General features: G+C 40.7%; 25 protein-coding genes and 1 other annotated feature. Of the genes, 11 read left to right on the forward strand and 14 right to left on the reverse strand.

The window, feature by feature from the left end; all coding sequences use genetic code 11:
• The first annotated feature begins 392 nt into the window (after nt 1-392).
• The 3 genes from FC56_RS02430 to FC56_RS02440 all read left to right on the forward strand — a co-directional run bounded on the left by FC56_RS02430 (nt 393) and on the right by FC56_RS02440 (nt 4155).
• Nucleotides 393-2309 (forward strand): acyltransferase family protein, encoded by a 1917-nt coding sequence (locus tag FC56_RS02430; RefSeq protein WP_056977834.1) that lies wholly within the window; start codon nt 393-395, stop codon nt 2307-2309.
• A 122-nt stretch (nt 2310-2431) separates the two neighbouring features.
• On the forward strand, nt 2432-3493 hold the full coding sequence (locus FC56_RS02435) for an ABC transporter permease family protein (RefSeq protein ID WP_056977836.1): 1062 nt from the start codon (nt 2432-2434) through the stop codon (nt 3491-3493).
• Nucleotides 3493-4155, forward strand: a complete 663-nt coding sequence (locus FC56_RS02440) for an ABC transporter ATP-binding protein (RefSeq protein WP_056977838.1) — start codon at nt 3493-3495, stop codon at nt 4153-4155. The genes FC56_RS02435 and FC56_RS02440 overlap by 1 nt, the downstream gene beginning before the upstream one ends.
• A 225-nt stretch (nt 4156-4380) precedes the next feature.
• Here FC56_RS02440 and FC56_RS02445 read toward each other — a convergent pair whose 3' ends face one another.
• Together FC56_RS02445 and FC56_RS02450 are read right to left on the reverse strand one after the other, a co-directional pair.
• Nucleotides 4381-4731 (reverse strand): hypothetical protein, encoded by a 351-nt coding sequence (locus FC56_RS02445; RefSeq protein WP_054671697.1) that lies wholly within the window; start codon nt 4729-4731, stop codon nt 4381-4383.
• A 146-nt stretch (nt 4732-4877) separates the two neighbouring features.
• On the reverse strand, nt 4878-5237 hold the full coding sequence (locus FC56_RS02450) for a VOC family protein (RefSeq protein ID WP_054671627.1): 360 nt from the start codon (nt 5235-5237) through the stop codon (nt 4878-4880).
• A 128-nt stretch (nt 5238-5365) separates the two neighbouring features.
• On the opposite strand from FC56_RS02450, the gene FC56_RS02455 reads away from it, so the two are divergent.
• Together FC56_RS02455 and FC56_RS02460 are read left to right on the forward strand one after the other, a co-directional pair.
• Nucleotides 5366-6703, forward strand: coding sequence for a TrkH family potassium uptake protein (locus FC56_RS02455; protein WP_056977840.1), 1338 nt, complete (start codon nt 5366-5368; stop codon nt 6701-6703).
• On the forward strand, nt 6696-7370 hold the full coding sequence (locus tag FC56_RS02460) for a potassium channel family protein (protein WP_054671629.1): 675 nt from the start codon (nt 6696-6698) through the stop codon (nt 7368-7370). The genes FC56_RS02455 and FC56_RS02460 overlap by 8 nt, the downstream gene beginning before the upstream one ends.
• A 155-nt stretch (nt 7371-7525) precedes the next feature.
• On the opposite strand, the gene FC56_RS02465 is transcribed toward FC56_RS02460, so the two are convergent.
• Entirely contained in the window at nt 7526-7795 is a 270-nt protein-coding gene (locus tag FC56_RS02465) for a hypothetical protein (protein WP_054671632.1), read from the reverse strand.
• 205 nt (nt 7796-8000) lie between these two features.
• Here FC56_RS02465 and FC56_RS02470 point away from each other — a divergent pair, with 205 nt between their 5' ends.
• Nucleotides 8001-8705, forward strand: coding sequence for a Tim44 domain-containing protein (locus tag FC56_RS02470; protein WP_056977842.1), 705 nt, complete (start codon nt 8001-8003; stop codon nt 8703-8705).
• A 31-nt stretch (nt 8706-8736) separates the two neighbouring features.
• On the opposite strand, the gene FC56_RS02475 is transcribed toward FC56_RS02470, so the two are convergent.
• The 4 genes from FC56_RS02475 to FC56_RS02490 all read right to left on the reverse strand — a co-directional run bounded on the left by FC56_RS02475 (nt 8737) and on the right by FC56_RS02490 (nt 11670).
• Complete coding sequence (locus FC56_RS02475; RefSeq protein WP_056977844.1) at nt 8737-9051, reverse strand: winged helix-turn-helix transcriptional regulator; 315 nt, start codon at nt 9049-9051, stop codon at nt 8737-8739.
• A gap of 74 nt (nt 9052-9125) precedes the next feature.
• The gene (locus FC56_RS02480) at nt 9126-10328 is read right to left on the reverse strand and encodes a chloride channel protein (RefSeq protein WP_056977846.1); all 1203 of its coding nucleotides are present in this window, start codon (nt 10326-10328) and stop codon (nt 9126-9128) included.
• Nucleotides 10329-10463: 135 nt separating this feature from the next.
• Complete coding sequence (locus tag FC56_RS02485) at nt 10464-11327, reverse strand: aldo/keto reductase (protein ID WP_056977848.1); 864 nt, start codon at nt 11325-11327, stop codon at nt 10464-10466.
• A gap of 67 nt (nt 11328-11394) precedes the next feature.
• Nucleotides 11395-11670 carry a hypothetical protein gene (locus FC56_RS02490; protein WP_054671644.1) on the reverse strand — a complete coding sequence of 92 codons (276 nt, stop codon included), beginning with the start codon at nt 11668-11670 and terminating at the stop codon, nt 11395-11397.
• 186 nt (nt 11671-11856) lie between these two features.
• Between FC56_RS02490 and FC56_RS02495 the strand changes: the two genes are divergently transcribed.
• Both FC56_RS02495 and FC56_RS02500 read left to right on the forward strand, forming a co-directional pair.
• Nucleotides 11857-12615, forward strand: a complete 759-nt coding sequence (locus FC56_RS02495; protein ID WP_056977850.1) for an ABC transporter ATP-binding protein — start codon at nt 11857-11859, stop codon at nt 12613-12615.
• A 16-nt stretch (nt 12616-12631) separates the two neighbouring features.
• Nucleotides 12632-14425: an FtsX-like permease family protein gene (locus FC56_RS02500; RefSeq protein ID WP_056977852.1), complete on the forward strand. Its 1794-nt coding sequence runs from the start codon at nt 12632-12634 to the stop codon at nt 14423-14425.
• Nucleotides 14426-14554: 129 nt separating this feature from the next.
• Here FC56_RS02500 and FC56_RS02505 read toward each other — a convergent pair whose 3' ends face one another.
• The 3 genes from FC56_RS02505 to FC56_RS02515 form a co-directional block, all read right to left on the reverse strand.
• Nucleotides 14555-14767, reverse strand: coding sequence for a hypothetical protein (locus FC56_RS02505; RefSeq protein ID WP_054671647.1), 213 nt, complete (start codon nt 14765-14767; stop codon nt 14555-14557).
• Between the two features lie 70 nt (nt 14768-14837).
• Nucleotides 14838-15902 carry a YdcF family protein gene (locus tag FC56_RS02510; protein ID WP_056977854.1) on the reverse strand — a complete coding sequence of 355 codons (1065 nt, stop codon included), beginning with the start codon at nt 15900-15902 and terminating at the stop codon, nt 14838-14840.
• A gap of 143 nt (nt 15903-16045) precedes the next feature.
• Entirely contained in the window at nt 16046-17038 is a 993-nt protein-coding gene (locus FC56_RS02515; protein WP_056977856.1) for a TDT family transporter, read from the reverse strand.
• A 138-nt stretch (nt 17039-17176) separates the two neighbouring features.
• On the opposite strand from FC56_RS02515, the gene FC56_RS02520 reads away from it, so the two are divergent.
• Nucleotides 17177-18016: a LysR family transcriptional regulator gene (locus FC56_RS02520; RefSeq protein ID WP_056977857.1), complete on the forward strand. Its 840-nt coding sequence runs from the start codon at nt 17177-17179 to the stop codon at nt 18014-18016.
• On the opposite strand, the gene FC56_RS02525 is transcribed toward FC56_RS02520, so the two are convergent.
• Nucleotides 18006-18623, reverse strand: coding sequence for a uracil-DNA glycosylase (locus tag FC56_RS02525; protein ID WP_056977859.1), 618 nt, complete (start codon nt 18621-18623; stop codon nt 18006-18008). The genes FC56_RS02520 and FC56_RS02525 overlap by 11 nt on opposite strands.
• Before the next feature lie 122 nt (nt 18624-18745).
• Entirely contained in the window at nt 18746-19783 is a 1038-nt protein-coding gene (locus tag FC56_RS02530) for a YeiH family protein (RefSeq protein WP_147649661.1), read from the reverse strand.
• 118 nt (nt 19784-19901) lie between these two features.
• Here FC56_RS02530 and FC56_RS02535 point away from each other — a divergent pair, with 118 nt between their 5' ends.
• The gene (locus tag FC56_RS02535; protein WP_056977861.1) at nt 19902-20765 is read left to right on the forward strand and encodes a LysR family transcriptional regulator; all 864 of its coding nucleotides are present in this window, start codon (nt 19902-19904) and stop codon (nt 20763-20765) included.
• Nucleotides 20766-20804: 39 nt separating this feature from the next.
• Here the strand turns inward: FC56_RS02535 and FC56_RS02540 are convergent, their stop codons facing one another.
• On the reverse strand, nt 20805-21194 hold the full coding sequence (locus tag FC56_RS02540; protein ID WP_054671661.1) for a DUF805 domain-containing protein: 390 nt from the start codon (nt 21192-21194) through the stop codon (nt 20805-20807).
• 244 nt (nt 21195-21438) lie between these two features.
• Entirely contained in the window at nt 21439-22827 is a 1389-nt protein-coding gene (gene asnS / locus FC56_RS02545; protein WP_147649663.1) for an asparagine--tRNA ligase, read from the reverse strand.
• A 50-nt stretch (nt 22828-22877) separates the two neighbouring features.
• Nucleotides 22878-23113, reverse strand: a binding site (T-box leader).
• 144 nt (nt 23114-23257) lie between these two features.
• On the opposite strand from asnS, the gene FC56_RS02550 reads away from it, so the two are divergent.
• Nucleotides 23258-23914, forward strand: a complete 657-nt coding sequence (locus FC56_RS02550; protein ID WP_056977863.1) for an ABC transporter ATP-binding protein — start codon at nt 23258-23260, stop codon at nt 23912-23914.
• The last annotated feature ends 14 nt before the right edge of the window (nt 23915-23928 follow it).

Consider the following 23928-nt stretch of genomic DNA (forward strand, 5'->3'; position numbering starts at 1 on the left):
TTTTTTAATAGGTCAAATTATTAGAGTAATGAATTTTATTAATTTCCGTTTTATGTGTTATCCTTTTAAAGGTAGTTATTTTAATATAATTTTTGTTGCAATAGCTAAAATAAATATTTAGTTATTACTAATGGCTATATCATTTAATTATCATTATAAAAACTCATTGGTTATTAATTCTTGTGAAATTGAAGATCGTAATATTATGTCAGAATTATTTACATATAGAGAAGTAAAACGATTGACCTAGTCAAGTTCAATTGTAAAGAATAATTGAAAATATTATGGTTTTTTTAAATATTTAGATTTACCCCCTATCATAGTTCTAATATGGTAAATTTAATTAAGTAATTAATAATTTTTGGGGAAAGAAAGTCTAGAGGAAAAGAATTATGAAACGTGCAGAATGGCGAAATCAACAAATGGCAAAAAAAACGCATAAACGACGTTATATTTCAGGAATTGATGGTCTAAGGACCTTAGCGGTTATTGGTGTGATTGTCTTTCATTTGGCTCCGTCAGCTCTTCAAGGGGGGTTCTTAGGGGTTCCAATTTTCTTAGTATTAGCTGGTTATTTGGTAACCTACTTTATGTTGTTGGATTGGGACAATGAACGCTCATTACATATTTGGGCATTTTTGAAGCGAAGAATATCCAGGTTGTATCCAACGTTAGTGACCGTTTTGGTGGCAACCACGGCTTACATTACGTTATTTAATCGGTCACTATTAACTAATATCAAGGCCACTCTGGCCACTAATCTAACCTTTGTGTATAACTGGTTTGAAATTGGCCATGGCCAATCGTATTTTGATCGGGCAATGGGGGAATCACCATTTACTCACTTATGGACATTGTCTTTAGAAGGCCAATTCTATTTAATTTGGCCCTTTGTAATTATTTTGTTATTAACCATTACTAAGAAACGGTGGCAATCAGCCTTGATTTTATTTGTAGGTGCGATTGCGTCAGCTGTAGAAATGGCGATTTTGTATGATCCTAACAATATTAACCGAGTATATTACGGTACTGATACCCGCTTTTTCGCATTATTATTGGGAGCATCATTGGCGTTCATCTGGCCAATTCATAAATTGTCAGAAAATGCTAGCAAGGGAAGCCGCTTGACGTTTGACGGAGTGGGCTTGCTGTTGATGCTAGGGATGATTTATTACTATATCACCATGTCCGGTTCAGATGCTTGGGCTTACCATGGCGGAATGTTTATCTTCTCACTTTTGGCAACTTTATTCGTTGCTATTATTGTCCATCCAGCTAGTCATTGGAATCAGTGGTTAACTAATCCGGTATTCACTTATATCGGTAAACGCAGTTACGGGATCTATGTTTACCAATTCCCCGTAATGATTTTCTACGAAAATAGTGTGAAGAGTATTGGTAACCATCCGGTGATTAATGCTCTGATTCAAGTAGCGATTATTCTTTTAATTAGTGAGTTAAGTTACCGCTACATTGAAACACCTCTTAAACATTTTGATTGGCATCAATTAGGTGCCAGCTTAAAGAACCCAACTAGAGCAGTAACTGCTGCTATTATGGCTGTAATGGTTGTTTTGACCTTTGTGGGAATGGCTACTAAACCAGAACAATCTACTGCTGACTCGTTAAAGAAGACGATTACTGCCCGGCAAGCTGCTGCAGATAAGAAAAACCAAAAGGCAGAATTGCTTCAAAAGAAGCAAGCAGCTCAGGCTAAGAAGTTTGCACATAATCGAAAGTTAGAAAAGCAAGCAATTAAGCACTTGTCAGCTAAGAAACGCAAAGTTATGAAAGAATACGGAATCACTGCTCAGGAAATGGTCACTTTGCAACATACTCCTTTAACCAGTGTAGGGGATTCCGTTATGATTGATATTTCAGGTGGCTTGCAACAACTCTTCCCAGGAGCTGTCGTAGATGGACAGGTTGGACGTCAAATGGATGCGGCCCAATCTATCGTTCAGCAAATGGCAAGCAGTGGTAAAATTAGCAACAACTTGCTATTGAACCTAGGAACTAACGGAACAGTTACTTCCGATCAGGTCGAAGCCGTTATGGACGCTGTTGGTAAGAAATGTGATGTTTACTGGACTACCGCCTATGTTCCAAATAGAAGTTGGCAAAACGAAGTTAACAGTACAATTATTGCCGCTTCTAAGAAGCATAAGAATCTTCACATTATTGATTGGTACAGTTTGGCTAAAAAGCATCCGGGCTGGTTTACTAGTGATGGTATTCATCCTAATAATACTGGGGTTCGCTACTTTGCTAGATTGGTTGCTAAGTCGATTGCGAAGGATAAACAGTAATCTAAATATTGACTAAAAAGGTATTTCGGGGGAAATACCTTTTTATTTTTTAAGCTTTAGCAAACGGTTTCAATGTTGTACAATTGATTAAACTTCGTTGTAGGAGAGGAGGATCTCGTGTTATGTATTTAGCGACACATGAATTAAAAGCTAATAAGGGCCGTTATGGACTGGTGATCTTGATGCTTTTTTTAATTGCATATTTGATTTATTTTCTTACGGGATTAGCTTATGGGCTTGCTTCTAACAACCGGCTAGCGGTTGATCAATGGGATGCTAACCGAGTCAGTATCAGTAAATATGCCGACAGTAATTTAGCGGCTTCAACCCTTTCAGGAATCAATTTAAAGCAATTAAACTCCAATCAGGCACCAGTAGGAGAAATGAACGCGGTAGCGACCTTAAACGGCGGTGATGATAACATTGATGCTACTATTTTTGGAATTAACTTTCAGAGCTTTATTAAACCGAAATTAGTGAAGGGTCATCAAGTGCGGTCTAATAACCAAGTAGTAGTTGATGAACAGTTTAATGACGGTAAAGTTAAACTGGGAGATAGGTTAAAAATTAACGGAAGTAAGCAGCGCTACCGGGTGGTGGGGTTAACTCAGGACAATTTATACGGGACATTACCGGTGGTTTTCACTACTTTGCAAACATATAATCAACTTAAATATACTAATGCTAATGCAGGTAATATCAGTGGCATTGTATACAAAAAGCAATCCGATATTAAGCGAATTACTAATGCCGAAGTGATCACTCCCAAAACGTTAATTAACAATATTCCGGGATATAGTGCTCAAAACTCAACCTTTAGTTTGATGATTGGTTCATTGTTTGTCATTGTGTTATTTATCGTGGGAATTTTTATGTATATTTTGACGGTTCAAAAAATTAGTGTTTATGGAATCATGCGTGCGCAGGGAATTAGTAGCAGAATTTTAGTGAATAGTATTGTGGCGCAGGCTTTAATCTTAGGAATTATTGGTATTGGCTTAGGCCTGATTGCTAACCAGTTAACAGTGCTAGTTTTACCTGCGGCAATACCGTATGCGAATAATGGTTTGTTGGTAGGCGGTTTTTCTATCGGTTTACTAATTATGGTTGTTTTGGGGTCTATCTTTTCAATTCGGCAAATTCTTAAAATTGATCCAATTAGTGCGATTGGGGGGACAGCATAATGGCAGTACTAGAGTTAAAACAAGTGAGCAAAACCTTCGGGAGCAACGAGACAGCAACTACTGCAGTGGCACCGTTAGATCTAACCGTTGATGCTGGCGAATTCATTATTTTAACTGGTCCTTCAGGCTCCGGGAAAACTACCTTATTAACAATGATGGGGGGATTATTAACCCCAACAAATGGCCAAGTATTATTAAAGGGACAAGATCTAAGCAAGATGACGGAAAAACAACGTGGCCAAGTTAGATTTGATCAGTACGGATTTGTTTTGCAGTCTTCAAATTTAATTCCGTTTTTGACGGTCGGAGAACAATTTGAATTAGTCGATCTGATTAGCAAGCAAGATCACGATGGTTACGCTGAACAGTTGTTAAATGAGTTGGGAGTAGCCAGCGAGCGCGCCAGTTTACCTGCCAATTTATCAGGTGGGCAGAGACAACGAGTGGCCATTGCCCGAGCGCTGTACAATCATCCAGCGGTTATTTTTGCGGATGAACCGACAGCGGCATTAGATTCTAAGCGTGCCTTTCAGGTGGTTCAAACATTAAAAAACCAAGCCAAGGAACACAAAGTTGCTGTGATCATGGTGACCCATGATGATGACCTATTGGCGGAAGCTGATCGAGTGTATACGATGGTGGATGGGAAGCTGAAAGACTGAAATTTATTCACGAAAGGAACCTCAACCGTGACTACCAATATTTCACAATTACATGAACGTAGTATTTCTGGAAATTGTCCTCATTGCGGGCGTAGTATGACAATTCATTATGGATTGAACCGGTGTCCGAAATGTCGCTATATTTTTAAATCGAACTTTAAGGTGAAGTAACCAAAGAATGTCAAAAAAATCCCGGCAATCATTACGACTGCTGGGATTTTTAAATTAAGGTTGAAGTTTGTTAATTTCGTCAATAATAGTTAAGAGCTTGGCCTTGGCTTGCCGATAATCGTTTAAGTTGTTAGCAAATTTATCGTTAAAACCTTCTAAGCCTCCAGTAGCATAAGCATCCTCATACTGGTAAACGGCTTCGTACGCTGCAGCAAACGAGGCAAGTAAGGCGTGATTTTGCTCGCCAGTTAATTGCAAAGCTACCTCAATAACCCGAAAGTCAGTATAGGCTAGTTCAAAATGAATGGGAAATGCCCGGGTAAACGAGCGTTGCTGCTGAATATAATTGAAGTGTTGCTCCGTTGTAGTTGTTAAATTATTAATAGATCCTTTTACATCAAGCATTGTCATATTAGATTCCCCCAAATCAAGATTATCCTCATTATAGTTCAATGCCGATAAAATGAAAGCAATTGGCTAACGTAAATATATTAAAAAAGAACAGTTAGGGTTAGCTCTTTTTTATTTGCACTTATCCCCATGTGGAAAACTTAGCTATTCTTTGCAATAACAAAATAATTGCCTTCAGGATCACTAAAATTAAAAGTGGCAATATCGTTATCCGCCATAATTACACCGGTATTGGGAAGCTGGGCGTGTAATTGTTCAAAGTTATCCACAAATAACATTAACGATGGAAGGTTGTCCAAGACTTCTGGGGAATATTTGCGAATAAATTCTTTGGAAAAGAGTGCTAATTCGGTAGTTGGGGATAATTGTAACACCGTACCGACAAACTTTTCTGGTAATTCTAAGTTTTCCACTACCTGAGCTTTCAAATTAGTCTGCCAGAATTCACTGATGGTTTGAACATTATCTACGTAAAACATGATCCGGGTTTTAGCAATCATTTTGCCACCTCATTTCTTAGTTTACAGGTAATTGTATCTGATCGAATGAACGAGTGGAATTTCTACGACTTTATTCCCCAATTGGCTTTAGGTTTGTTAAACTTAAACTAACGGGAGGTAGTTGTTCCATGTTTAAAAAACTTACCCAACACCGACTGTCATTGGTGCAGGGGCTAACATTAGGTTTTATTGGTTTCATTGTTTTAGGGACTGGGTTGTTGATGCTGCCCGTATCGGCGCACGAATCTACCAGTTTGATTCACGCGTTGTTTACGGCCACCTCAGCAACTTGCGTAACTGGCTTGACCGTTGTGAATACTGCAGCGCATTGGACTATTTTTGGCAAACTAGTGATTTTAGCTTTGATTGAAATTGGTGGACTAGGTTTTATGACTTTCGTAGTATTACTGTTCATGTCTACCAGGCGTCATTTGGATCTGTCTACTCAGCTGATGGCGCAAGAATCACTAAATCTGGTGAGCTTATCCCAGATCGCATTAATTCGCTGGATCGTTTCGTTTTCTTTTGGGGTCCAAATGGTGGGAGCGGTGTTGCTATCATTTGATTTCATTCCACGATACGGACTAGGTAAGGGAATGTGGTATAGCTTTTTTCACGCTATTTCAGCTTTTTGTAACGCAGGATTTGATTTATTCGGGAATAGTTTAGAAAATTTCGCTACTGATCCCTATGTTTTGATTGTAATTATGCTGTTGATTATTAGCGGCTCGTTTGGTTTCTTAGTTTTGGCTGATTTATTAGCCTACCGCAAACAACACCATTTAACGTTACATACTAAATTGGCGCTGACCACATCTGGGATTTTGCTGGGACTCAGTGTCGTGGTGTATTTATTTACAGAACAAAATGCTCAGCAACTGTCTCAGCTAACGCCAGTGCAAAGATTTGTTAATACCTTATTTTTGGCGGTCACTCCTAGAACGGCAGGCTTTGATACCATTCCGTTTGCACATTTATCCATGGCCGGCATTGTTTTCACCATGGTCTTAATGTTTATTGGGGGAACGCCTGGATCAACCGCTGGGGGAATCAAAACCACCACAGCTGGGGTATTGATTATCCAAGGAATGGCTACTTTACGTGGCAAGCGAGATGCCACCTTTGCTCATCGTAGATTTACCCGCCAAAATGTTGCGCACGCTATGACCATGTTTTTTATTGCGCTGGCTTTGGTAGTAGTAGCAGTTATGATTATGGCTGCTACTGAAACGGTGCCCCAAAATGTGGGTCTTGAGTATATTTTATTTGAAGTACTAACGGCATTTGGAACGACCGGAGCGACGTTGGGACTGACCCCGGACCTAACCGTTTGGGGACAACTAGTCATTATCTTTATGATGTTTATCGGTCGGGTCGGAATCTACACCGTTATGTACGCAGTATTAAATTCTAACCATCTCGACGATGGTTATCGTTATCCAGAGGAGAGTGTGTTAATTGGCTAAGCAAGCAGCAAAAAATTATGCGGTTATCGGGTTAGGTCTGTTTGGCGGCAGTATTTGTAAGACCTTAGTTAAACGAGGCCAAGAAGTGTTAGCAATTGATAGTAACGAAACGGTGATCGATGATTATGCTCCGCTAGTTACTCAAGCAGTGATTGCGGATGCTACTGATGAGATTGCGATGAAAAATTTGGCGTTAGGCCAATTTGACCACGTCTTTATCTGCATCGGTCAAAACATGCAGGCTAGTATCATGGCCACCTTGATCATGAAAGAATTAGGTGCAAAAAATGTAATCTGCAAGGCAGAATCACCATTGCACGCGCGAGTGTTGAAAAAGGTTGGTGCCGATCAAGTAATTCAACCAGAAGTGGATATGGGACGGCGAGTAGCGGAACGAATTTTGGAACCCAATATTTTGCATTATTTGATGCTGAACAAAGATGTTTCTTTGTCTGACGTTCGGTTAGAAAACAAGCAGTTAGTGGGTCAAACTTTAAGACAATTGGCGTTAAATGATCGTTATCAGGTAACGGTAATTGCCATTAGTCACCAAGATCAAGTCCACGTATCTCCTAGTCCAGACACAGAATTAATGTTGGATGATAGACTGACCGTGGTAGGAAAAGCTACCGCTGTGGATAAATTTAATCAGATTGCGAGTGCGTAAAAAAGAGCCGGAAAGTTTTCCGGCTCTTTTGGATTGATATGGTTGTCCCCAATGGCACCCATTATCATAAAGATATTAAAGGTTGTCCCCAAGGGCACCCATTATCATAAAGATATTAAAGGTTGTCCCCAAGGGCACTTATTATTTTAAAAATACTATAGGTCATTTTCTTCGACATTCTTGAGGATTTTACGTTCAGGATGAGGAGTGTCGTCACGGAAAAATTCAGCCTGAGGGGATTCCTGGGCCTTGGTATTAGCTTGACGGGTTTGAATACGATTACGGACGAAAAAGAAGATGCCGACAACCGCAGCTACAACCACTGCTGCTAAGATTAACCGCCATGCTAAAACCAGACTAAGAACGATTAGTACGGTTGAAATAATAAAGCGTAACGGATTGTGACTAAACAGGTTAAGGGTCAATTAAAGTTCCTCCATAATTCTTTTATTTGAAAAATGATTTTACCAGTTTCCATCCGAAAAGCAAGCTTTTACAGTGACTTTAAACTTATTTAATTAATACCAGCAATCAGTCGGTTACGATCCAATTAAATTTGAAAAAATGCAGTCAAGTTAAAATGATTGTGGGATAATGTTCTAGTCGAAACTAAATTTGGAGTTAAATTACATGAAAAAATGGTTAACAATTATCGGCTGCTTAGTTGTACTGCTATGGATGCCGGCTTTACCAGCATTTGCCCGTGCCGGTGGTTCCACCGGTGGCGGCGGTAGTGCTGGTGGAAGTACTGGAGGCGGCGGTAGTACCTATGTTGGTGGCGGCACTAGCAGTTACGGTGGCGGCTATTACGGCGGCCGCGGCTATGGTCGCGGTGCTGGCTGGGCATTGCTAGCTCCGTTAGGATTCATTGGAATTTTAGCGGGACGTAATCGCTACAAGCAACGGCAGTTCGAACGTAACCTGCCTCATGATGTGGGCCCGATTGATCCGCAGCTAGCTGCCCAATTCGAAGAATTATTTTATACGGTGGAATCCGCTTGGTCCCAAACTGATCAGGAACAGTTAGTGAAATTAATGACCCCGGACTACTATGACAAGCAAAAACGAATTCTGACTAATTGGCAAAAAGAAGGTAAAATCAATCGGCTAGATAACGTGGCCATTGTTGATTTACAACAAGAATTCAGCGATCCCCACGCCACTCATGTAGTGGTGGTTGCGCAAGCCAAAGACTACTTTGAATATCCGCACCAATCTGAACAGTATAATCAGTTCAAGCAAGATGAAGCGTTAATTCAACGCTTTACTGAGGTGTGGGAGCTCACAACCAACTCAACTGGCCAATTAATAGTAGAGAATATTCGCCAATCGTAATAAAAGCCACCAATCATTTGATTGGTGGCTTTTAGTTTACTTCGGTAGCCAAATGGTTGAGAGCTTGGCGACCTAGCGTTTCAATGTGGGCTAATATTCGTTGGATTTGTTGACCATTTGCTGTGAGCCGGTATTCATAATCGGTATTACTAGCCACTAAATTAAGTTCTTCCAGTTGTTCTAATTTAAGTAAAAAGTTAAAGGTCGAGATCCCCCGAATGGCGGTTCTTAATTCCATAAACGGAATAAATTCTGAAGTCAGTTGTGTTAAAATCAAGGCGTTCCATTTGTCGGCGATGATTTCTAAACCAACATAGGTACTAAAGTTAACATCGTGCACGGCCATAAGCTACCTCCCGAAAATTTGAGTACCTTTAACCTAGCACTATTACTTACTAAATACAAGTGCTAAACCGTTAATTAGGCGGCAGATTCAGAACGGGGCAGTAGTTTGTGTACTCCAGCACTGGCTAAGCTACTAACTACCACTATCGGAAATAGTGATAGTGGTAAAACTAAGATTAACAGCCCACAAACCAATAATGGTTTTTGCATAATGTTAGTTAAAATCACCGCGCAAGAGACCGTTGCTACTGCAATAACTGGCAGTCCCAAGGCGACTCCGACGGCTAACCCTAAGCAAATTGATCCGAAAATATTAGGGAAAATATCACCCCCACGCCAACCAGTGGCATTATAAAAAATTGCTAAGAGCATTTTGCCAATGCCTAAGATGATCAAAAAGCCTACGGACATTTTAGAGTAGTTTTGTAATAGGGTGACGATGCTTTCTTCGCCAGAAAATAATAAATAGGAAGACCACATTCCAGTGAGACCTAAAACTAACCCACCTAACAGAGCCAGCCAAATCGGTTGTGGCAGTTTACCAAGGGCTTCAAGCGGTTTGATGGCTTGAAAGTACAACCAACTATAAGCTTCAGCTAAGACAAAGGCTAATAATCCGGCCCATAACCAGCTCCAAGACCAGTTAAAGTGTTGAAAACGTAGGTGGAAAAAAGGAGTGCTCACCAATTTTTGCAGCGTAGAAAAAACTAACCAAGCACTAGCGATGGTCGCAATGTTAACAGCGTAGTGGGCAGCGGATTTGGTTTTGGCTGGTTCGTGATCGATTTGTTCCGACAGACCAAAGAAGGGATTGGTGAAGACAAGGGCCATCACCGCTCCAAGACCGTTGGTGGTCAAAAACTCAGGATTAGAATCAGCGTACTGCAGTCGATCATTAATCCAAACTACAAAGCAAGCTACGATCGCAACTAAGGCCGCTTCTGGTCCGACCCCCGCTCCAAAAATTAAGATCACTATGGCGTTTACAAAATTACGCCAGGTTTTGCCCCGGTAAAATTGAGGCTGCTTAGTCCTTTTTAGGGTTTCTTGCATATGGTAAGGATAGGGGCCAACGTATTTTTGGAGAAGTCCGACCACCAAGCCACCCACTAAACCAATGAGTAGTGGCCAAAATACCGGTTGGCCTAATTCTGCCGGCAAAAATTCCCAAAGTAGCCAAGTTCCCCAGTGAACTAAACTAGTAAATAGAACAATAATAAGCGCTGTAATAATTCCTAACCCCACACCATAGCCCAGCTCCTTGATAAATTTGTGCATCTGGCCTCGCCCCTTTCAAACTTTATTTACGTATAGCGTACGAAAGAGTCTGGCCCACGTCAATTTACCAGTTTGGCGACTAAAATAAAAAACCAAAACGTAGCGGGGAATGCTAAGCGTTTTGGTTTTAGTAATTTATTGTTCGTTACCGGTGTACCAATCAAAGGTGGTTAACCAGTAACTAGTTCTTAAATGTTGGTCTAAGGCCTTTAATTGACACAAATCGTCGGAATCTAACTCAAAATCGAACACATCGGCGTTAGCTTGAATATATTCTGGGTGAACTGATTTCGGAATCGTAACGTAACTGTTTTGAAGATCCCATCTAATTAAAACTTGAGCAGGTGACTTGTGGTGCTTTAAGGCGATGTCGCCAATGATTGGATTTTGCATCAAGTTACCACCAGTACCGCCAAGTGGGGACCAGGCTTCGGCCTGAATCCCTTGAGCATCCAAATATTGTTTCAATTCAGGTTGTTGCAAGAGGGGATGGTATTCGATTTGGTTGACCATCGGTTTAATTTCACTTTGGGCGATTAAAGATTGCATGGTAGCTTCGGTGAAGTTGCAAACCCCAATCGCTCTAACTCTGCCGTCGTTATATAGTTTTTCAAACGCCCGCCAGGTTTCGGCCCACTTGCCAGCGACTGGCCAGTGAATTAAGTAGAGATCCAGATAATCAAGTTGTAGCCTGTCCAAGCTAGCTTGGAAGTTTTCTAGGGTAGATTCATAACCTTGGTCCGCATTAGCTAACTTAGTGGTGATAAATAAATCTTCTCGGCTTTTGCCGGTAGCAGCTAGTCCGGCTTTGATTCCTTCACCAACTTCGGCTTCATTGCCGTAAGCTTTGGCGGTATCAATTAATAGGTAGCCAGTTTCAATGGCGGTTTTAACCGCGTTAATCGTGTCTTCGGGGGCTGCTTGCCAGACGCCTAACCCGAGTCTGGGCATTTTGACGCCGTTAGCCAAAGTGACTGTGTCTTCAATATTATTAAGCATGTGCAATACCTCACTTTCTCTACTATTAGCCTAATGCTAATCATGACACTTGTATAGTCATTTTAGTTTAGTTTTTCTTATACTGTTCAAAGTATACATTATGGCTTCGTGGAAATTCAGTGGCAAAACTATGCTTAAATTGATGCTTGGCCTCTGCGATGGTTAATTCAGAATAAGTTTGGTGACGATAGCCGGTTTCTATAATGGTAATGGTATTTTCAATTCCCACTACGGTTAACGAACGATCTTTTTTAAACGTTAAAAGGGTAATTCGCTGATCATTTGGTCGCTTCCAAAAAGATTTGAGATGTTTATTTAGGGCGTTAATAGCGATTAACTTCATCTGGGTACCTCCCAACTTCATTAATTGAATTATAGGGCTAAATGCTCGTGAGTTCGAATGAAATAACGTAAACTGGGGGTGTAACAAGGTTACTACTGAAAAATAGTTGACTTTTAAATTGAATACCAATATAGTTAGTTACACAAGTGATTAACCAACAAACAAACTAGGATCGAGGAGATTACTATGACAGAACAACCAATTATTAAAGTAACGGACTTGCGAAAAACCTATGGTCGTAAAGGTGAAAAGCAATACGAGGCCTTGAAGGGCATTAATTTCACAATGCAACCAGGAGATTTTGTCGGTATCATGGGGGCTTCCGGCTCCGGGAAGACTACTTTGTTAAACATGCTTGCAACGCTAGATCAGCCCACTAGTGGGCGGGTAGAAATTAACGGTCAAGACGTTACCCGGTTAAGGGGAGATCAAGTGTCTGACTTTCGGGCTAAGCAAATTGGGTTTATCTTCCAAGATTTTAACCTGTTAGAGACCCTCACTAGCTTTGAAAACATTGCATTACCGTTGTCTCTGCAAGGTACTAATCGTAGTGCAATTAACGCTGCTGTCCAGAAAATTGCTGAAACCCTTTCGATTACGGATATTTTAAGTAAGTATCCGGCAGAATTATCCGGGGGCCAAAAACAACGGGTAGCGGCTGCTCGCGGGATTATAGCTAACCCAGCGCTGTTATTTGGGGATGAACCAACTGGAGCGTTGGATTCTAGTAGTGCCAGAGAATTATTGGAGCTCTTAACTGAAATTAACCGTAAACAACATATTTCAGTCCTCTTAGTTACCCATGATCCGTTTTCTGCTAGTTACTGTAACCGGATTTTGTTCATTAAAGACGGGGTTATCGGCAAAGAAATCAGCAGGGATGGTCGCGACCGAATAGAATTTTATCACGATATTTTAGAACAGCTAGGAACGTTTGAACAGTAGAAAGGAGGGTGGTGTCATGATAGTTAAATTAACGATGGCTAACATCAAAAGCCATATTCGAGACTACGTGGTCTTATTGACCGGGTTAGTCATGTCTTCAGCTATTTTTTATATGTTTGCTAATTTAGCAACTAACGAGACTTTGATTAAGTCTAACGTTAACTTTAAATACGCTTCCATTATGTTTATATTTGGATTAGTTTTATTAGCCATAATCACTTTAGTCTATGTAATGTATGCCAATAGTTTTTTACTTAATATGCGGCAACATGATTACGGCTTATTCATGATGCTGGGAGCTAAAAAGAGCCGGGTTAGTCGCTTAATGGTACTAGAGACCCTGTTGGTGGGGTTAGTAGCTACCGCAATCGGAATTGTCTTAGGAATTCTGGCTACCGCGTGGCTTTCTGGCTGGTTGTTGGACCAATTAGGATTGGTAATGCACAATTTTAATCCAATTTATCCGAAGGCCATCTTAGTTACCTTATTGTTATTCGTGGCGTTATTCATCATTGCAGCGTTAATGAACTTACAGCGGATGATTAAGACCCCGGTTCTCAAACTATTGCGACAGTCAGACACTGTTGACCGGGTGGTTTTTAAGCCGAGCTGGTTAGTTCTACAAACGATTCTTGGGATTGGGTTACTTGCGATTGGTTATTGGGCAATGGCTAACATCACCACGTTAGTGTTAAGTGCGGTTCCAATCGCCTTAGTTACTATTACCCTAGGAAGTTATTTGATTTTTCATTCGGTGGTCCTATTATTATTATCGGCTCTAAAGAAAACCAACTGGGCTATTAAGGGCCTAAACGGCTTTACCCTGTCTCAAATAATGTTTCGGGTTCGCGATTATACTAAAATTTTGACGGTGACTTCGCTGTTGTTTGCCATGGCTTTAGGGGCAATTACCGTTGGAACGGGATTTCGGCGTGACATTCCCACAATTGCCAAAAATTCATCAGCATACACTTTAGCGATTAATGATGCTGACGAGCAGCAAAAGCAGCAAATTAGTGGGCTAAGTGATGCTAAGACCATTACTTATCAACAAAAAATAGTCGGCCAAACGGTTTATTACCTCCAATCCGAGTTCACCAGTCATCCTTACCAGACGGCGGTGATTGGTAATGAAGCCCATGCGCAGGCTAAGTATCAAGACACCCCCACTAACAAATTAACTAACGGGCAACAATCTGAGTTTGGGTATCTGGCGGGAACCGAGAAGCAACTAAACGCAAAATTTGTTTCGCAAAGCCAATTTAACCAATTAGCGGCTAATACTAAACGGGTAACCTTGGTGAAGGTTCAAGACATTCCAGCTAACTACCAAAAACTAGTTAAGCTGGCTGATTCCCAAAATCAAAAACACCCAAGAGCAGTTGGTACTGGTGGATTTGGGGCCTTCACGACTTATCAGTTGGTTATTGGCATCTTTGGGGGCTTGGAATTTGTGGGCTACTTCTTAGGAATTGCTTTCTTAGCAATGCTAGCTAGTTGCTTAATGTTTAAAATCTTATCCGGAGCTACTCAGGATCAAATTCGTTACCAAATGTTGGCCAAGATTGGGGCGCGACAAAAATTACTCAAACAAAGTATTAACCGAGAAATTTTAGTGCTCTTCACACTACCAGCTATTTTAGGGGTGGTGGATGTCCTCTTTGGCCTTCAACTATTTAAGGTGGTAATGACTGATCCTTACTACCAAATCGGTTGGATCATTTTAATATTTGTCCTGATCTATCTGGTTTATTATTTACTCACGGTGTGGTTATACCGGTTGTTGGTTCTTCCCAGTAAGAAGAAATAGTTAAGCTAGATAAGTTTAACGGCTCCATTCTAGTAATAAATAGCACCAAACAAAAACTGGAATCTTGATATTGACGTCAAGATTCCAGTTTTTATTTATAAAGTTTAGAGTTGTAGCTTAACGATTAAGCTACTTAACTTCTACGTAGTATTTGCCGTTAGCCTCTTTAATTTCAAAATGCTTATTAGGAGCAACTTCTTTGGCAATTCCCAGTGCGGCTTCTGCTTCTTCGTGGGTTTCAAAGCGCCGATCACCGATCACTTTAGCGGAGTCAATTTGACCTGAGGTTTCCTTTTTAACGGCGTTAATAAATTGGTTTCGATCTTCACTGCTCATATCCATAATAAAATTCCCCCTTATTTTTTACAACATTAGTATAGCGCTTAATGGACTAAAAGCAGTGGAATTTGACTTAGCGGGTACTAAAATAAGCTGCCGCTGAAGCTGAAAGAAGAGCAAGGATGAAGAAAAAGATGTGCCACTTTTTGTATTTTAAAAAGATGGCTACGTATTCTCGAATGAGGGCGGCAGGAATGAAGAAGAGGGAAGTTTTGGCCCCGATACCATCAGCGTTAAGGCCTACTTGGCGGGCCATCCTAGCAGCCCGGTAGGTGTGGTAATTGTTGCTAACAAAGATGGTATTGTGAGTTCCTGGACGTTGCTCAATGATTTCCTTAGAGTTACGCATATTTTCGTAGGTGTTAGCGGACTTAGTTTCAGCGATCCCTTGTTCCGCAGGTAGACCCTGTTGTAACGCGTATTGTAACATGGCTTGACCTTCTGAAGTAGTTTCACCAGGCCCCTGGCCACCAGAAAAAATCAAAATGGCTTTTTTCCCCGTTTGGGCTAATTGTTGCTGATAAAAGGCTAAGCCCCGATTAATCCGGGCTGCTAATAAAGGGGTAACCTGGTCCCCGTTCATTAAGCCGGCACCTAAAACGATGATGTAATCTTGATCCGGTTTAGGTCGGTTAAATTGGTACAGTAACGAAACGGTAAGGAAATTATAGGCCCAAACGAATATATAGAAGAGAACTGAATCCCCAAGATTGGTGAAAAAGACGTTAATGACTTTGGGTAAAAACGGTTGAAGTAATCGGATGACAATGGGTTCTAATAAGAGCACAATCCCAATAATCAGAGTCAAAGTATTAGCTAGAGTATGACTTTCTCTGCGCCACATTATGATACCGTTCCAAATAAAGAAAAAGGCTTGGAGCATAAAAGTAAGAATGATAATCACTATAATGGCTAAAGCTATGTACATGGCAGTATTAATTAGAAGTGCGTTTTGGGTACCAATAATACTAAAGCCTAAGCAGATTAAAAATGAAAAGAAGAAGAGATTAAACCAAACACCGTCAACTAGCTTCACTTTGTTGTGCCGGTATCGCAATGCAAAAATAGCAAAGCAAGCAACCGGGATTATCCACAACCAGTAAACGGCTGGTGAAATAGAATATACGTTGTTATGCATGAGACTACTCCTAACTAGATTATTTATATGTTTAATGTACCATAAATTTTCTGGGGATAATATGATTAGGAATTGTTGGTGAGAATAAAAAGAAAAAGCCGGTGTTAGAACTAATTCTAATACCGACTTTGACTTGTATATTTTTAATAATTACTTACTTCTTTGTTACCCACGTTACTAGTGTGCACATGTTCCGTAATCGTAATTCTAAGAAAACGAGCGTATTGGACTAATACAAACAAGATCACTACTACGGAGAAGCCTTGTTCGATGTATGCCAACCAAGTTCCCGCAATAGTAAAACTGGTTTGAGGTAGGCGAGTCATTAGCAAGAATAATCCGGTAGAAGAAATTACCATTGGGAAAGTGAATGCTGCAAAACTAGGGAAGAAGTGTAGTAGGGAATGTCGAGAAGAAACGTAAATTCGTAACATGGTCAAAATAGTGGTGAAGTAAAGTAACTGAGCCAAGATTCCCAGTGCTGAGGCAAAAAGAACATTAAACTGAGCAAATGAGAATAGGTAACCAGTTAAGCACAGGGAAGCTGGAGCGGCAGTAATGGTGATAAGTGGTAAGGCGCCTTCCGGCATTTCCTTGTACTTGTACAACCGCCATAAAACGATTGGCAATAAAATAACGTAAAATACGAGCGCTACGTACAAAAGGATGCGACCTAGTAATGGGATGAATTGACTGGCAGTAACTGGTACTACGCCAATCCCCACAAAAGTTACAAACCAGCTTGGGTAAACATGTTCAATTCCAACTTCTGGCTTGATCAAATGAAGGTAAATAAAAGTTCCAGTGATAAATAGGTGAATGGCAATCGCTACACACCATAAGATTAAGCCAAAGGTATGAAACCCCCAGCGCCCCCAGAAAGTAGCGATGACCATCAAGGCCATGGTAAAAGTAGGCATAGTAGCTGCTGACATCGGGTTAGTTAGTTCTTGCCAAACTGAACCGCCGGCTAGGGCTAATTTTAAGATTACGATAGCCATTAAAATCATGGCAATGACTCCCCAGATGTTACCGATAGAAGCTAGATTTTCGTTTACAAACAAGTTACCTAGTGAGGCGATCCCCAAGATTAAACCACAAATGGCCATGGGAACTTTTTTTAAGATTTCCAACATAGATAGTAAGCTCCTTTTTTAAATGTTTTTCTTTACGGTTTTTATTTTAGAAAGATTACTATAATAAGTCAAAACAATCATTTTTATTGTTATAATAAAAATATTTAATAGTAAATTTGCTAAAAAGGGGTAAGGGCCATGAATGATTACTTGGAAACGTTTATCAGTGTTTACGAAAGTCGGAGCTTTTCAATTGCCGCCAAAGAGCTCTTTGTAACCCAACCGACCGTATCGGTTAGAATTGAGCAACTAGAAAAGAAGTTAGGAGTCCAATTATTTGTCAGAAAGTACCGGCAGGAAATTGTCCCCACCGAAGCCGGAAAAATTTTGTACCACCAAGCAATTAGGATGCGCGAACTATGGCGTGATACCGAAGATGAAATTCGGTACGTAGGCGATAACGAACGCCACTTAGTCAGAATGGGATTTTCACAAACACTAGCAGTAACGATTGCTCCCCGGTTTTTAAAAAGCGCCCAACAAAAAAATCCCAGTTACGATTGGAATATTACCGTGGATAATTCCGAAAGTATTCTGGGCTTAATTGATAATAAACGCTTAGACGTGGGCTTAATTGAAAAGTCCATGCTCACTGATACTGACTTGGTGGTTAGAAGGGAACTAGCAACTGACCAGTTGGTCCGGATCGGCGAACCCACTGGCACCTGGCTAATTCGAGAACCGGGATCGGGAATTGAACACTACACAGAACTTTTCTTTAACGAGTATGATATCAAACCAGAACACACTATCATGTTGAACCGTAATGATTTAATCATGGAACTAGTTGCTAGTGGCGTAGGCGAAACCATTATTTCTAAAAGTGTGTTGCCGTCAGATTATCCGTATACTGAACTAAATCCGCACTTCAAGCGTTCGCTATACTTTTTAAACAGCAAGCACATGAACAGGGAAATCCTAGAACTGGTGTATGACTCGGTAAAACAAATTGCCCAAGAAATTTATCCTATGGATTAAGTAATTGCTTGAGGATATCTAAATCCTGATAGGCTAAATTACGTTTGCTAGGAAACCGACGAACGTATGAAGGATGAAACAGCGGAAATAATTGATAAGTTTGTTGAGTTAATTCGTATTTGTTAGTAACGGGATCTAATCGTTGGACGGGCGCGGTGATTAACTGACCATGGAGGTTGGTAATGGTTGCTTGTTTTCCTAACAACCGAGATAGGGCGGTGCCACCGACCGGGACAATTAAGCGATCAGTAAAATGAGTGAGCTCGGCATCCAATAACGGAGCAAAGGCTTTTAACTCTGCATTGGTGGGCTTTCGGTCACTCTTACGCTCGGCTTTAAGCTTGAAGGGTCTACCAAATACGGTTTTAGCAAAGTAGACTTCAGTACGCTTAATACCTAGATAGTCTAACCACTTATTAAGTTCTTGACCGCTGGGGCCCATAAACGGTAGGCCAGTTTCGATTTCCTTAGCGCCCGGGGCTTCAGCTACTAATACCAGCTTAGGATCTAAACTGCCGGCACTAATGACCAGCCCCTCTAAATTATCATTATCGGTCACTAATTGTCGTGCCAGTTTAACTTGGTCTGTTGATAGGTATGTTTCCACAATCCTCACTCCTAACTTATTGTTATTAGTGTAAAACAAAAACCCCCTAATTGGAATTGATCCGAATTAGGAGGTTTCTTATTTATATTCATCTTACCCGCAATAAATCGATGAAGTAAATATTAGAAGAATAACTTACTTACTACCGCTACAAAAATTAATAGGATGGTAGAAGCAATTGCTGAGGCGGTAAATGGTTTAGCACCTCGATTAGCAATTACTCGGAAATTAACACTCATTCCTAAGGCAGCCATGGCCATTCCTAAGAAGATGTAGGCTAGTTTAACCAACCAAGTTAAAACAGTTGCGCCAAGGGGAACGAAAGTCCCAATCACACTAGCTAAAATAAAACCGGCCATGAACCAAGGAATTGGTAACTTACCGTTGGTTTCAGATTGAACGCCGTGTTTTTTAGCTTGACGTTGCCACCATGCTCCAATGATAAAGGCAGCTGGGGCTAACATCAAAACTCGAGAAAGCTTAGTGATAATGGCAGTGTCCAAACTAACTGGACCACCAGCACCACCAGCAGCAACAGCGTGGGCGATTTCGTGAAGCGAACCACCGGTCATAACCCCAAATTGAGTAGGAGTCATGTGTAAAATTGGCTTCAAACCAATTTCAAGCAAGGTGAAGACCGTTCCCATAATGGCAACGATGGCTACAGCCAATACTTCGTCTTCGTGCTTTTTTTGACTTTCAGATTTGGAAACCGTAATTTGAGGTGAAATTCCCATCACCGCAGCGGCCCCACAAATTCCAGTCCCACTGGCAGTTAAGATAGAAAGGGCAGGATCTACCCCCATTTTCCGAGCAATCCAGTAGGTTAAAATAATTGTCCCGGTAACTACAAAAATAGCTAAAGTAATGGTTTTGACTCCGGCAGCTGCCAAGTCAATCAAGTTCAACTTGAACCCTAATAAAATAATTCCGAGCCGTAAAAATTTGTTGGAAATAAAGCCGATTCCACTTTCAGCAGCGTTAACCCCGGTACGCCAAACTTGAAAGACCATTCCCAACAATAATGAAATAACTAATGAACCAACCACTGCCAAATATGGTAAAGTGGCTAAGAAAGACCCCGCTACCGCACAGATCAAAGTGAAAATCGCTGCGACCCAGAAGCTGCGGGTGGACATTGTTTCGATAATTGCCTTCATGAATACATTCCTCTCTAAAAAAACATTACCTATTGATTTTACTAGTTTTGTTGCATAAAATAAAATTATTAATTGTTATTCATTAATAAAAATAACTTATCTAAAATGGAGGGCCACCATGCTTGATCATCGTTACCATACTTTTTTGACGTTGGTTCAGACCGGTTCCTATACCGTTACTGCTGAACACTTATATATTAGTCAACCAGCAGTGACTCAACAAATCAAGAGCTTAGAGCGCGAAATTGGGGTGCCATTAGTACGATACCATCGACCTCATCTGCAAATTACGGTTGAAGGTCAAAAACTAGCCCAATTTATTTCCACGATTGAAGTACAATCACAACAGGTAATGCAGCAATTAAGAACCCCCAACGTAGAACGGGAAATTTCGTTTGCAGCTACCTTATCAGTGAGTGATTTTTTAGTTCCCCAATTGATTTTAAAGCTTCAAAAGTTGGGCTACACTAGAATTGATTGTCAAACTGCAAACACTGAATCAGCTTTAAAAAAATTGGATGATGGAACTAGTCAGTTTGCACTGATTGAAGGTAATTTTGATAAGGATAATTACGATTACCAAGTAATTCGGCAGGAACCATTTATTGGAGTGGCCTCAGTAGCCAATGAATTGGTTAATCAAACTAATTTGACCGTTCCGGAATTACAAGCTCAATCCTTATTATTAAGAGAACCTGGTTCAGGAACGCGCGATATTTTTAAAAATTTTGCGGGCTCGTTAAATATTGAGTTGACTGACTTTAGCCAGGTAGTAACGGTAGATAGTCCGACGGCAATTAGGGAGTTATTGTTACAAAACGCCGGGATCAGCTTTATGTATCAGTCATTAGTTCAAAGTGAAATTGATGCTGGCCTATTAGCTAAGTTACCATTACAGGACCTACAATTGCAACATGAACTTACGCTGGTTTGGATAAAGGACAGCTACTTTGCTGAGGAATACGAACATTTATTTGAATGAAAAAAAGTTTTGACATTATTGTCAAAACTTTTTTTATTCTTAGTCTTCTGCTACGTAGTTATCGCTCCAACGGTTTGGCTTAGATGGTAGTACCATTAAGATAAAGAACCAGATGGTCCCGATAATTGGAATGATCGAAATTAAAATCCACCAACCAGAGTGGTCGGTATCATGCAACCGGCGGAACTTTACTGAAAGGGTTCCAAACCAGACAATAATAAATACAATTTGGACAACCAAGTTAGTGGTAATTTGACTCCAGGTCATAATGTCACTATCAATGGAGTGTCCGGTAATTAAGTCGGCAATAATAACAACAACAATAGCTAAAATATAATTAAGGATCATTGGCCACCAGTAATCTGGCCGGTTTGCAGTTCCAGAAAAGTTTCCTAGATTACTCCAGAAACGTTTGTATGATTCAATCATATAAATCCCCCCTCTTATTGAATAAATTAAGAATAACATAAATCTAAATTAAGGGTTCACGAAAAGCTCATAAATAAATCACTTATAATTCAAATTCATTTTAGCTCCTTATTACTCTGTAAAACGGCTTCGGAACCCAACTAACTCACCTAACTACAAAAAAACAGGTAGTGGCTATTGCCAAACTACCTGTCATTTTTAGGTTAGCAACTCGTTAGTTCCCGAGTTCCTTAGTACTCTATTTTTAGAATTCCGCATTCCCCGGTGTTCTTGGGTAAGGGATCACGTCTCGGATGTTTTCCATCCCAGTTACGTACATCAAGAGGCGTTCAAAGCCAATACCAAATCCGGAATGTTCTGTTTCCCCGTATTTCCGTAAATCAAGGTACCATTGGTATTCTTCCATTGGCATATCTAGTTCCTTAATCTTGGCAGCGAGGACGTCTTCCCGTTCTTCCCGTTGACTACCACCGATTAATTCCCCAATTTCAGGAACTAAAAGGTCCACAGCAGCAACGGTCTTATCATCATCGTTAACTCTCATGTAGAAAGCCTTGATGTCTTTAGGGTAGTCAGTTAAGAAAACTGGTTTCTTAAAGACTTGTTCTGAAAGGTAACGTTCGTGTTCACTTTCAAGATCTAGCCCCCAATAAACTGGTACTTCGAAGTCAACATCGGCCTTTTGCAAAAGGTCGATAGCTTCGGTGTAAGTGATTTGAGCAAATGGTTCTTCGCGAGTCTTAGTCAAACGTTCGATTAAGTGTTCGTCAACGTTATCGTTTAAGAATTGTAGTTCATCCATAGCGTGATCGAAGAGGTAGCTAACTACGTACTTCAAGAGTCCTTCGGCTTCTACGATAACGTCTTTTAAGTCAGCAAATGCCATTTCGGGTTCGATCATCCAAAATTCCGCAGCGTGCCGAGAAGTGTGAGAATTTTCAGCTCTAAAGGTAGGGCCGAAAGTATAAACGTTCTTGAACGCCAACGCGAATGGTTCTACAGCCAATTGGCCACTAACTGTCAAATTAGTTTCCTTCTTGAAGAAGTCTTCGTGGTCATCGACCTTTCCGTCTTCGGTGCGTGGCAAGTTTTCCATGTCCAAGGTGGTTACCCGGAACATTTCGCCAGCCCCTTCAGCATCACTACTAGTGATAATTGGGGTGTTTACGTAAACGAAATCTTCTGATTGAAGATATTGGTGAATAGCGAAAGCAGCTAAGGAACGGATCCGGAAAACAGCGTAGAATGTGTTAGTCCGGGGACGTAAGTGGGCCATTGTCCGTAAGTATTCGTAAGTGTGCTTCTTCTTTTGAAGTGGGTAATCGTTGTCAGAATGACCTTCTAATTCGATGGATTCAGCGTGAATTTCTAAGGGTTGTTTAGCTTCTGGAGTGTAAACAACGGTCCCAGTAACGCCAATCGTAGAGCTAATTGGCAATTTAGTGAGTTCCTCGTAGTTAGGTAAGTCACTTTGCATAACGATTTGGGCACGCTTGAAGCAGCTACCATCGCTTAATTCGATGAAGCCAACTCGTTTAGAGCCCCGAACGGTTTTAACCCAACCGTGTAAGGTGATTTGTTCGTCTTCAGCAAAGTGTTGGTCGCTGAATAATTGTTTAACTGTAATATCCATAATGGTTCTCCTCTCGATAGTTGAGAAAATAAAAAAGCCTTTCCTCCCTTGATAGGGACGAAAGACTTCCGCGGTACCACCCAAATTGTCCGTTACTGCCCGGACCAGCTTAAACGTACTAACATACGTTCCGCTTGATAACGTTGCGGTGACGGCGCGTCCTACTAAGGAGTTCAGACGGCAACTAAAAGGGTGTTATTCGGTTACCAAATTTTATTAGGCTCGCACTCTTCCTAACTCGCTTCAAAACTTTAGTAACTTACTTGTCCGCTTTTCTCGTTTTTTTCTGATTGGCTTGATTTTAGCATAGCTGAACGGCTACTGCAAGATGGCTGATTTATTTAGGGGTCATTACTTCACCACCATGCCAAATTAGCGTACAATGATAGTACATAATTATTGGAATGATTCTAAAGAGGGAGACAAGGGAATGAACATTTTAGAAGTGGAGCACGTTGGCTTTCAAGCGGACAATCGGCAAATTTTAAATGACATTAATTTTACGGTGGCCGACCAAGAAGTGGTGACCATCTCGGGACCTTCTGGGAGTGGTAAATCAACGTTGGTGCGAATCATTGCTACGTTGCAATCTAGAACTGCCGGTGAGATTACATACAACGGTAAAAGTATTGATAGTTATGATCCGATTGAATACCGGCGAGAAGTGTCATACTGTTTTCAACAGCCAACGCTGTTTGGCGATACGGTGCGGGATAATTTGAAGTTTCCGTATGACATTCGTAACCAAGCTTTTGATGAACAACACGCTCAAAATGCTCTGCAATCAGTAGATTTAGCTGCTAACTATTTGGATAAACAAATTACGGAACTGTCTGGGGGGGAACGACAACGAGTTGCTTTACTTAGAAACGTGATGTTTCCTCCGCGGATTTTAATTTTAGACGAAGTTACCGCTGGGTTGGATGAAACCAATAAACATATTGTTCACCAGATGATGCAGCGGTTCAATCAAGACGACAAAATTACGATGTTGATTATTACCCATGATCAAGAGGAAATGGATAGTGCTAAACGGTTAATTACCATTGAAAATGGTCAACTTAAGGGGGATGAAAACCGTGAATAATTTAGCGATTTCAA

This window comes from Lentilactobacillus senioris DSM 24302 = JCM 17472, assembly GCF_001436555.1.
GTDB lineage: Bacteria > Bacillota > Bacilli > Lactobacillales > Lactobacillaceae > Lentilactobacillus > Lentilactobacillus senioris.

Bases quoted from the DNA above. Each gene is read 5' to 3' on its own strand.
- FC56_RS02430 (WP_056977834.1), top strand. From the start codon at position 393: ATGAAACGTGCAGAATGGCGAAATCAACAAATGGCAAAAAAAACGCAT.
- FC56_RS02470 (WP_056977842.1), top strand. From the start codon at position 8,001: ATGAAAAAATGGTTAACAATTATCGGCTGCTTAGTTGTACTGCTATGG.
- FC56_RS02485 (WP_056977848.1), bottom strand. From the start codon at position 11,327: ATGCTTAATAATATTGAAGACACAGTCACTTTGGCTAACGGCGTCAAA.
- FC56_RS02450 (WP_054671627.1), bottom strand. From the start codon at position 5,237: ATGATTGCTAAAACCCGGATCATGTTTTACGTAGATAATGTTCAAACC.
- FC56_RS02440 (WP_056977838.1), top strand. From the start codon at position 3,493: ATGGCAGTACTAGAGTTAAAACAAGTGAGCAAAACCTTCGGGAGCAAC.
- FC56_RS02495 (WP_056977850.1), top strand. From the start codon at position 11,857: ATGACAGAACAACCAATTATTAAAGTAACGGACTTGCGAAAAACCTAT.
- FC56_RS02515 (WP_056977856.1), bottom strand. From the start codon at position 17,038: ATGTTGGAAATCTTAAAAAAAGTTCCCATGGCCATTTGTGGTTTAATC.
- FC56_RS02530 (WP_147649661.1), bottom strand. From the start codon at position 19,783: ATGAAGGCAATTATCGAAACAATGTCCACCCGCAGCTTCTGGGTCGCA.
- FC56_RS02480 (WP_056977846.1), bottom strand. From the start codon at position 10,328: ATGCACAAATTTATCAAGGAGCTGGGCTATGGTGTGGGGTTAGGAATT.
- FC56_RS02435 (WP_056977836.1), top strand. From the start codon at position 2,432: ATGTATTTAGCGACACATGAATTAAAAGCTAATAAGGGCCGTTATGGA.
- FC56_RS02445 (WP_054671697.1), bottom strand. From the start codon at position 4,731: ATGCTTGATGTAAAAGGATCTATTAATAATTTAACAACTACAACGGAG.
- FC56_RS02455 (WP_056977840.1), top strand. From the start codon at position 5,366: ATGTTTAAAAAACTTACCCAACACCGACTGTCATTGGTGCAGGGGCTA.
- FC56_RS02475 (WP_056977844.1), bottom strand. From the start codon at position 9,051: ATGGCCGTGCACGATGTTAACTTTAGTACCTATGTTGGTTTAGAAATC.
- FC56_RS02520 (WP_056977857.1), top strand. From the start codon at position 17,177: ATGAATGATTACTTGGAAACGTTTATCAGTGTTTACGAAAGTCGGAGC.
- asnS (WP_147649663.1), bottom strand. From the start codon at position 22,827: ATGGATATTACAGTTAAACAATTATTCAGCGACCAACACTTTGCTGAA.
- FC56_RS02490 (WP_054671644.1), bottom strand. From the start codon at position 11,670: ATGAAGTTAATCGCTATTAACGCCCTAAATAAACATCTCAAATCTTTT.
- FC56_RS02505 (WP_054671647.1), bottom strand. From the start codon at position 14,767: ATGGATATGAGCAGTGAAGATCGAAACCAATTTATTAACGCCGTTAAA.
- FC56_RS02510 (WP_056977854.1), bottom strand. From the start codon at position 15,902: ATGCATAACAACGTATATTCTATTTCACCAGCCGTTTACTGGTTGTGG.
- FC56_RS02550 (WP_056977863.1), top strand. From the start codon at position 23,258: ATGAACATTTTAGAAGTGGAGCACGTTGGCTTTCAAGCGGACAATCGG.
- FC56_RS02540 (WP_054671661.1), bottom strand. From the start codon at position 21,194: ATGATTGAATCATACAAACGTTTCTGGAGTAATCTAGGAAACTTTTCT.
- FC56_RS02500 (WP_056977852.1), top strand. From the start codon at position 12,632: ATGATAGTTAAATTAACGATGGCTAACATCAAAAGCCATATTCGAGAC.
- FC56_RS02535 (WP_056977861.1), top strand. From the start codon at position 19,902: ATGCTTGATCATCGTTACCATACTTTTTTGACGTTGGTTCAGACCGGT.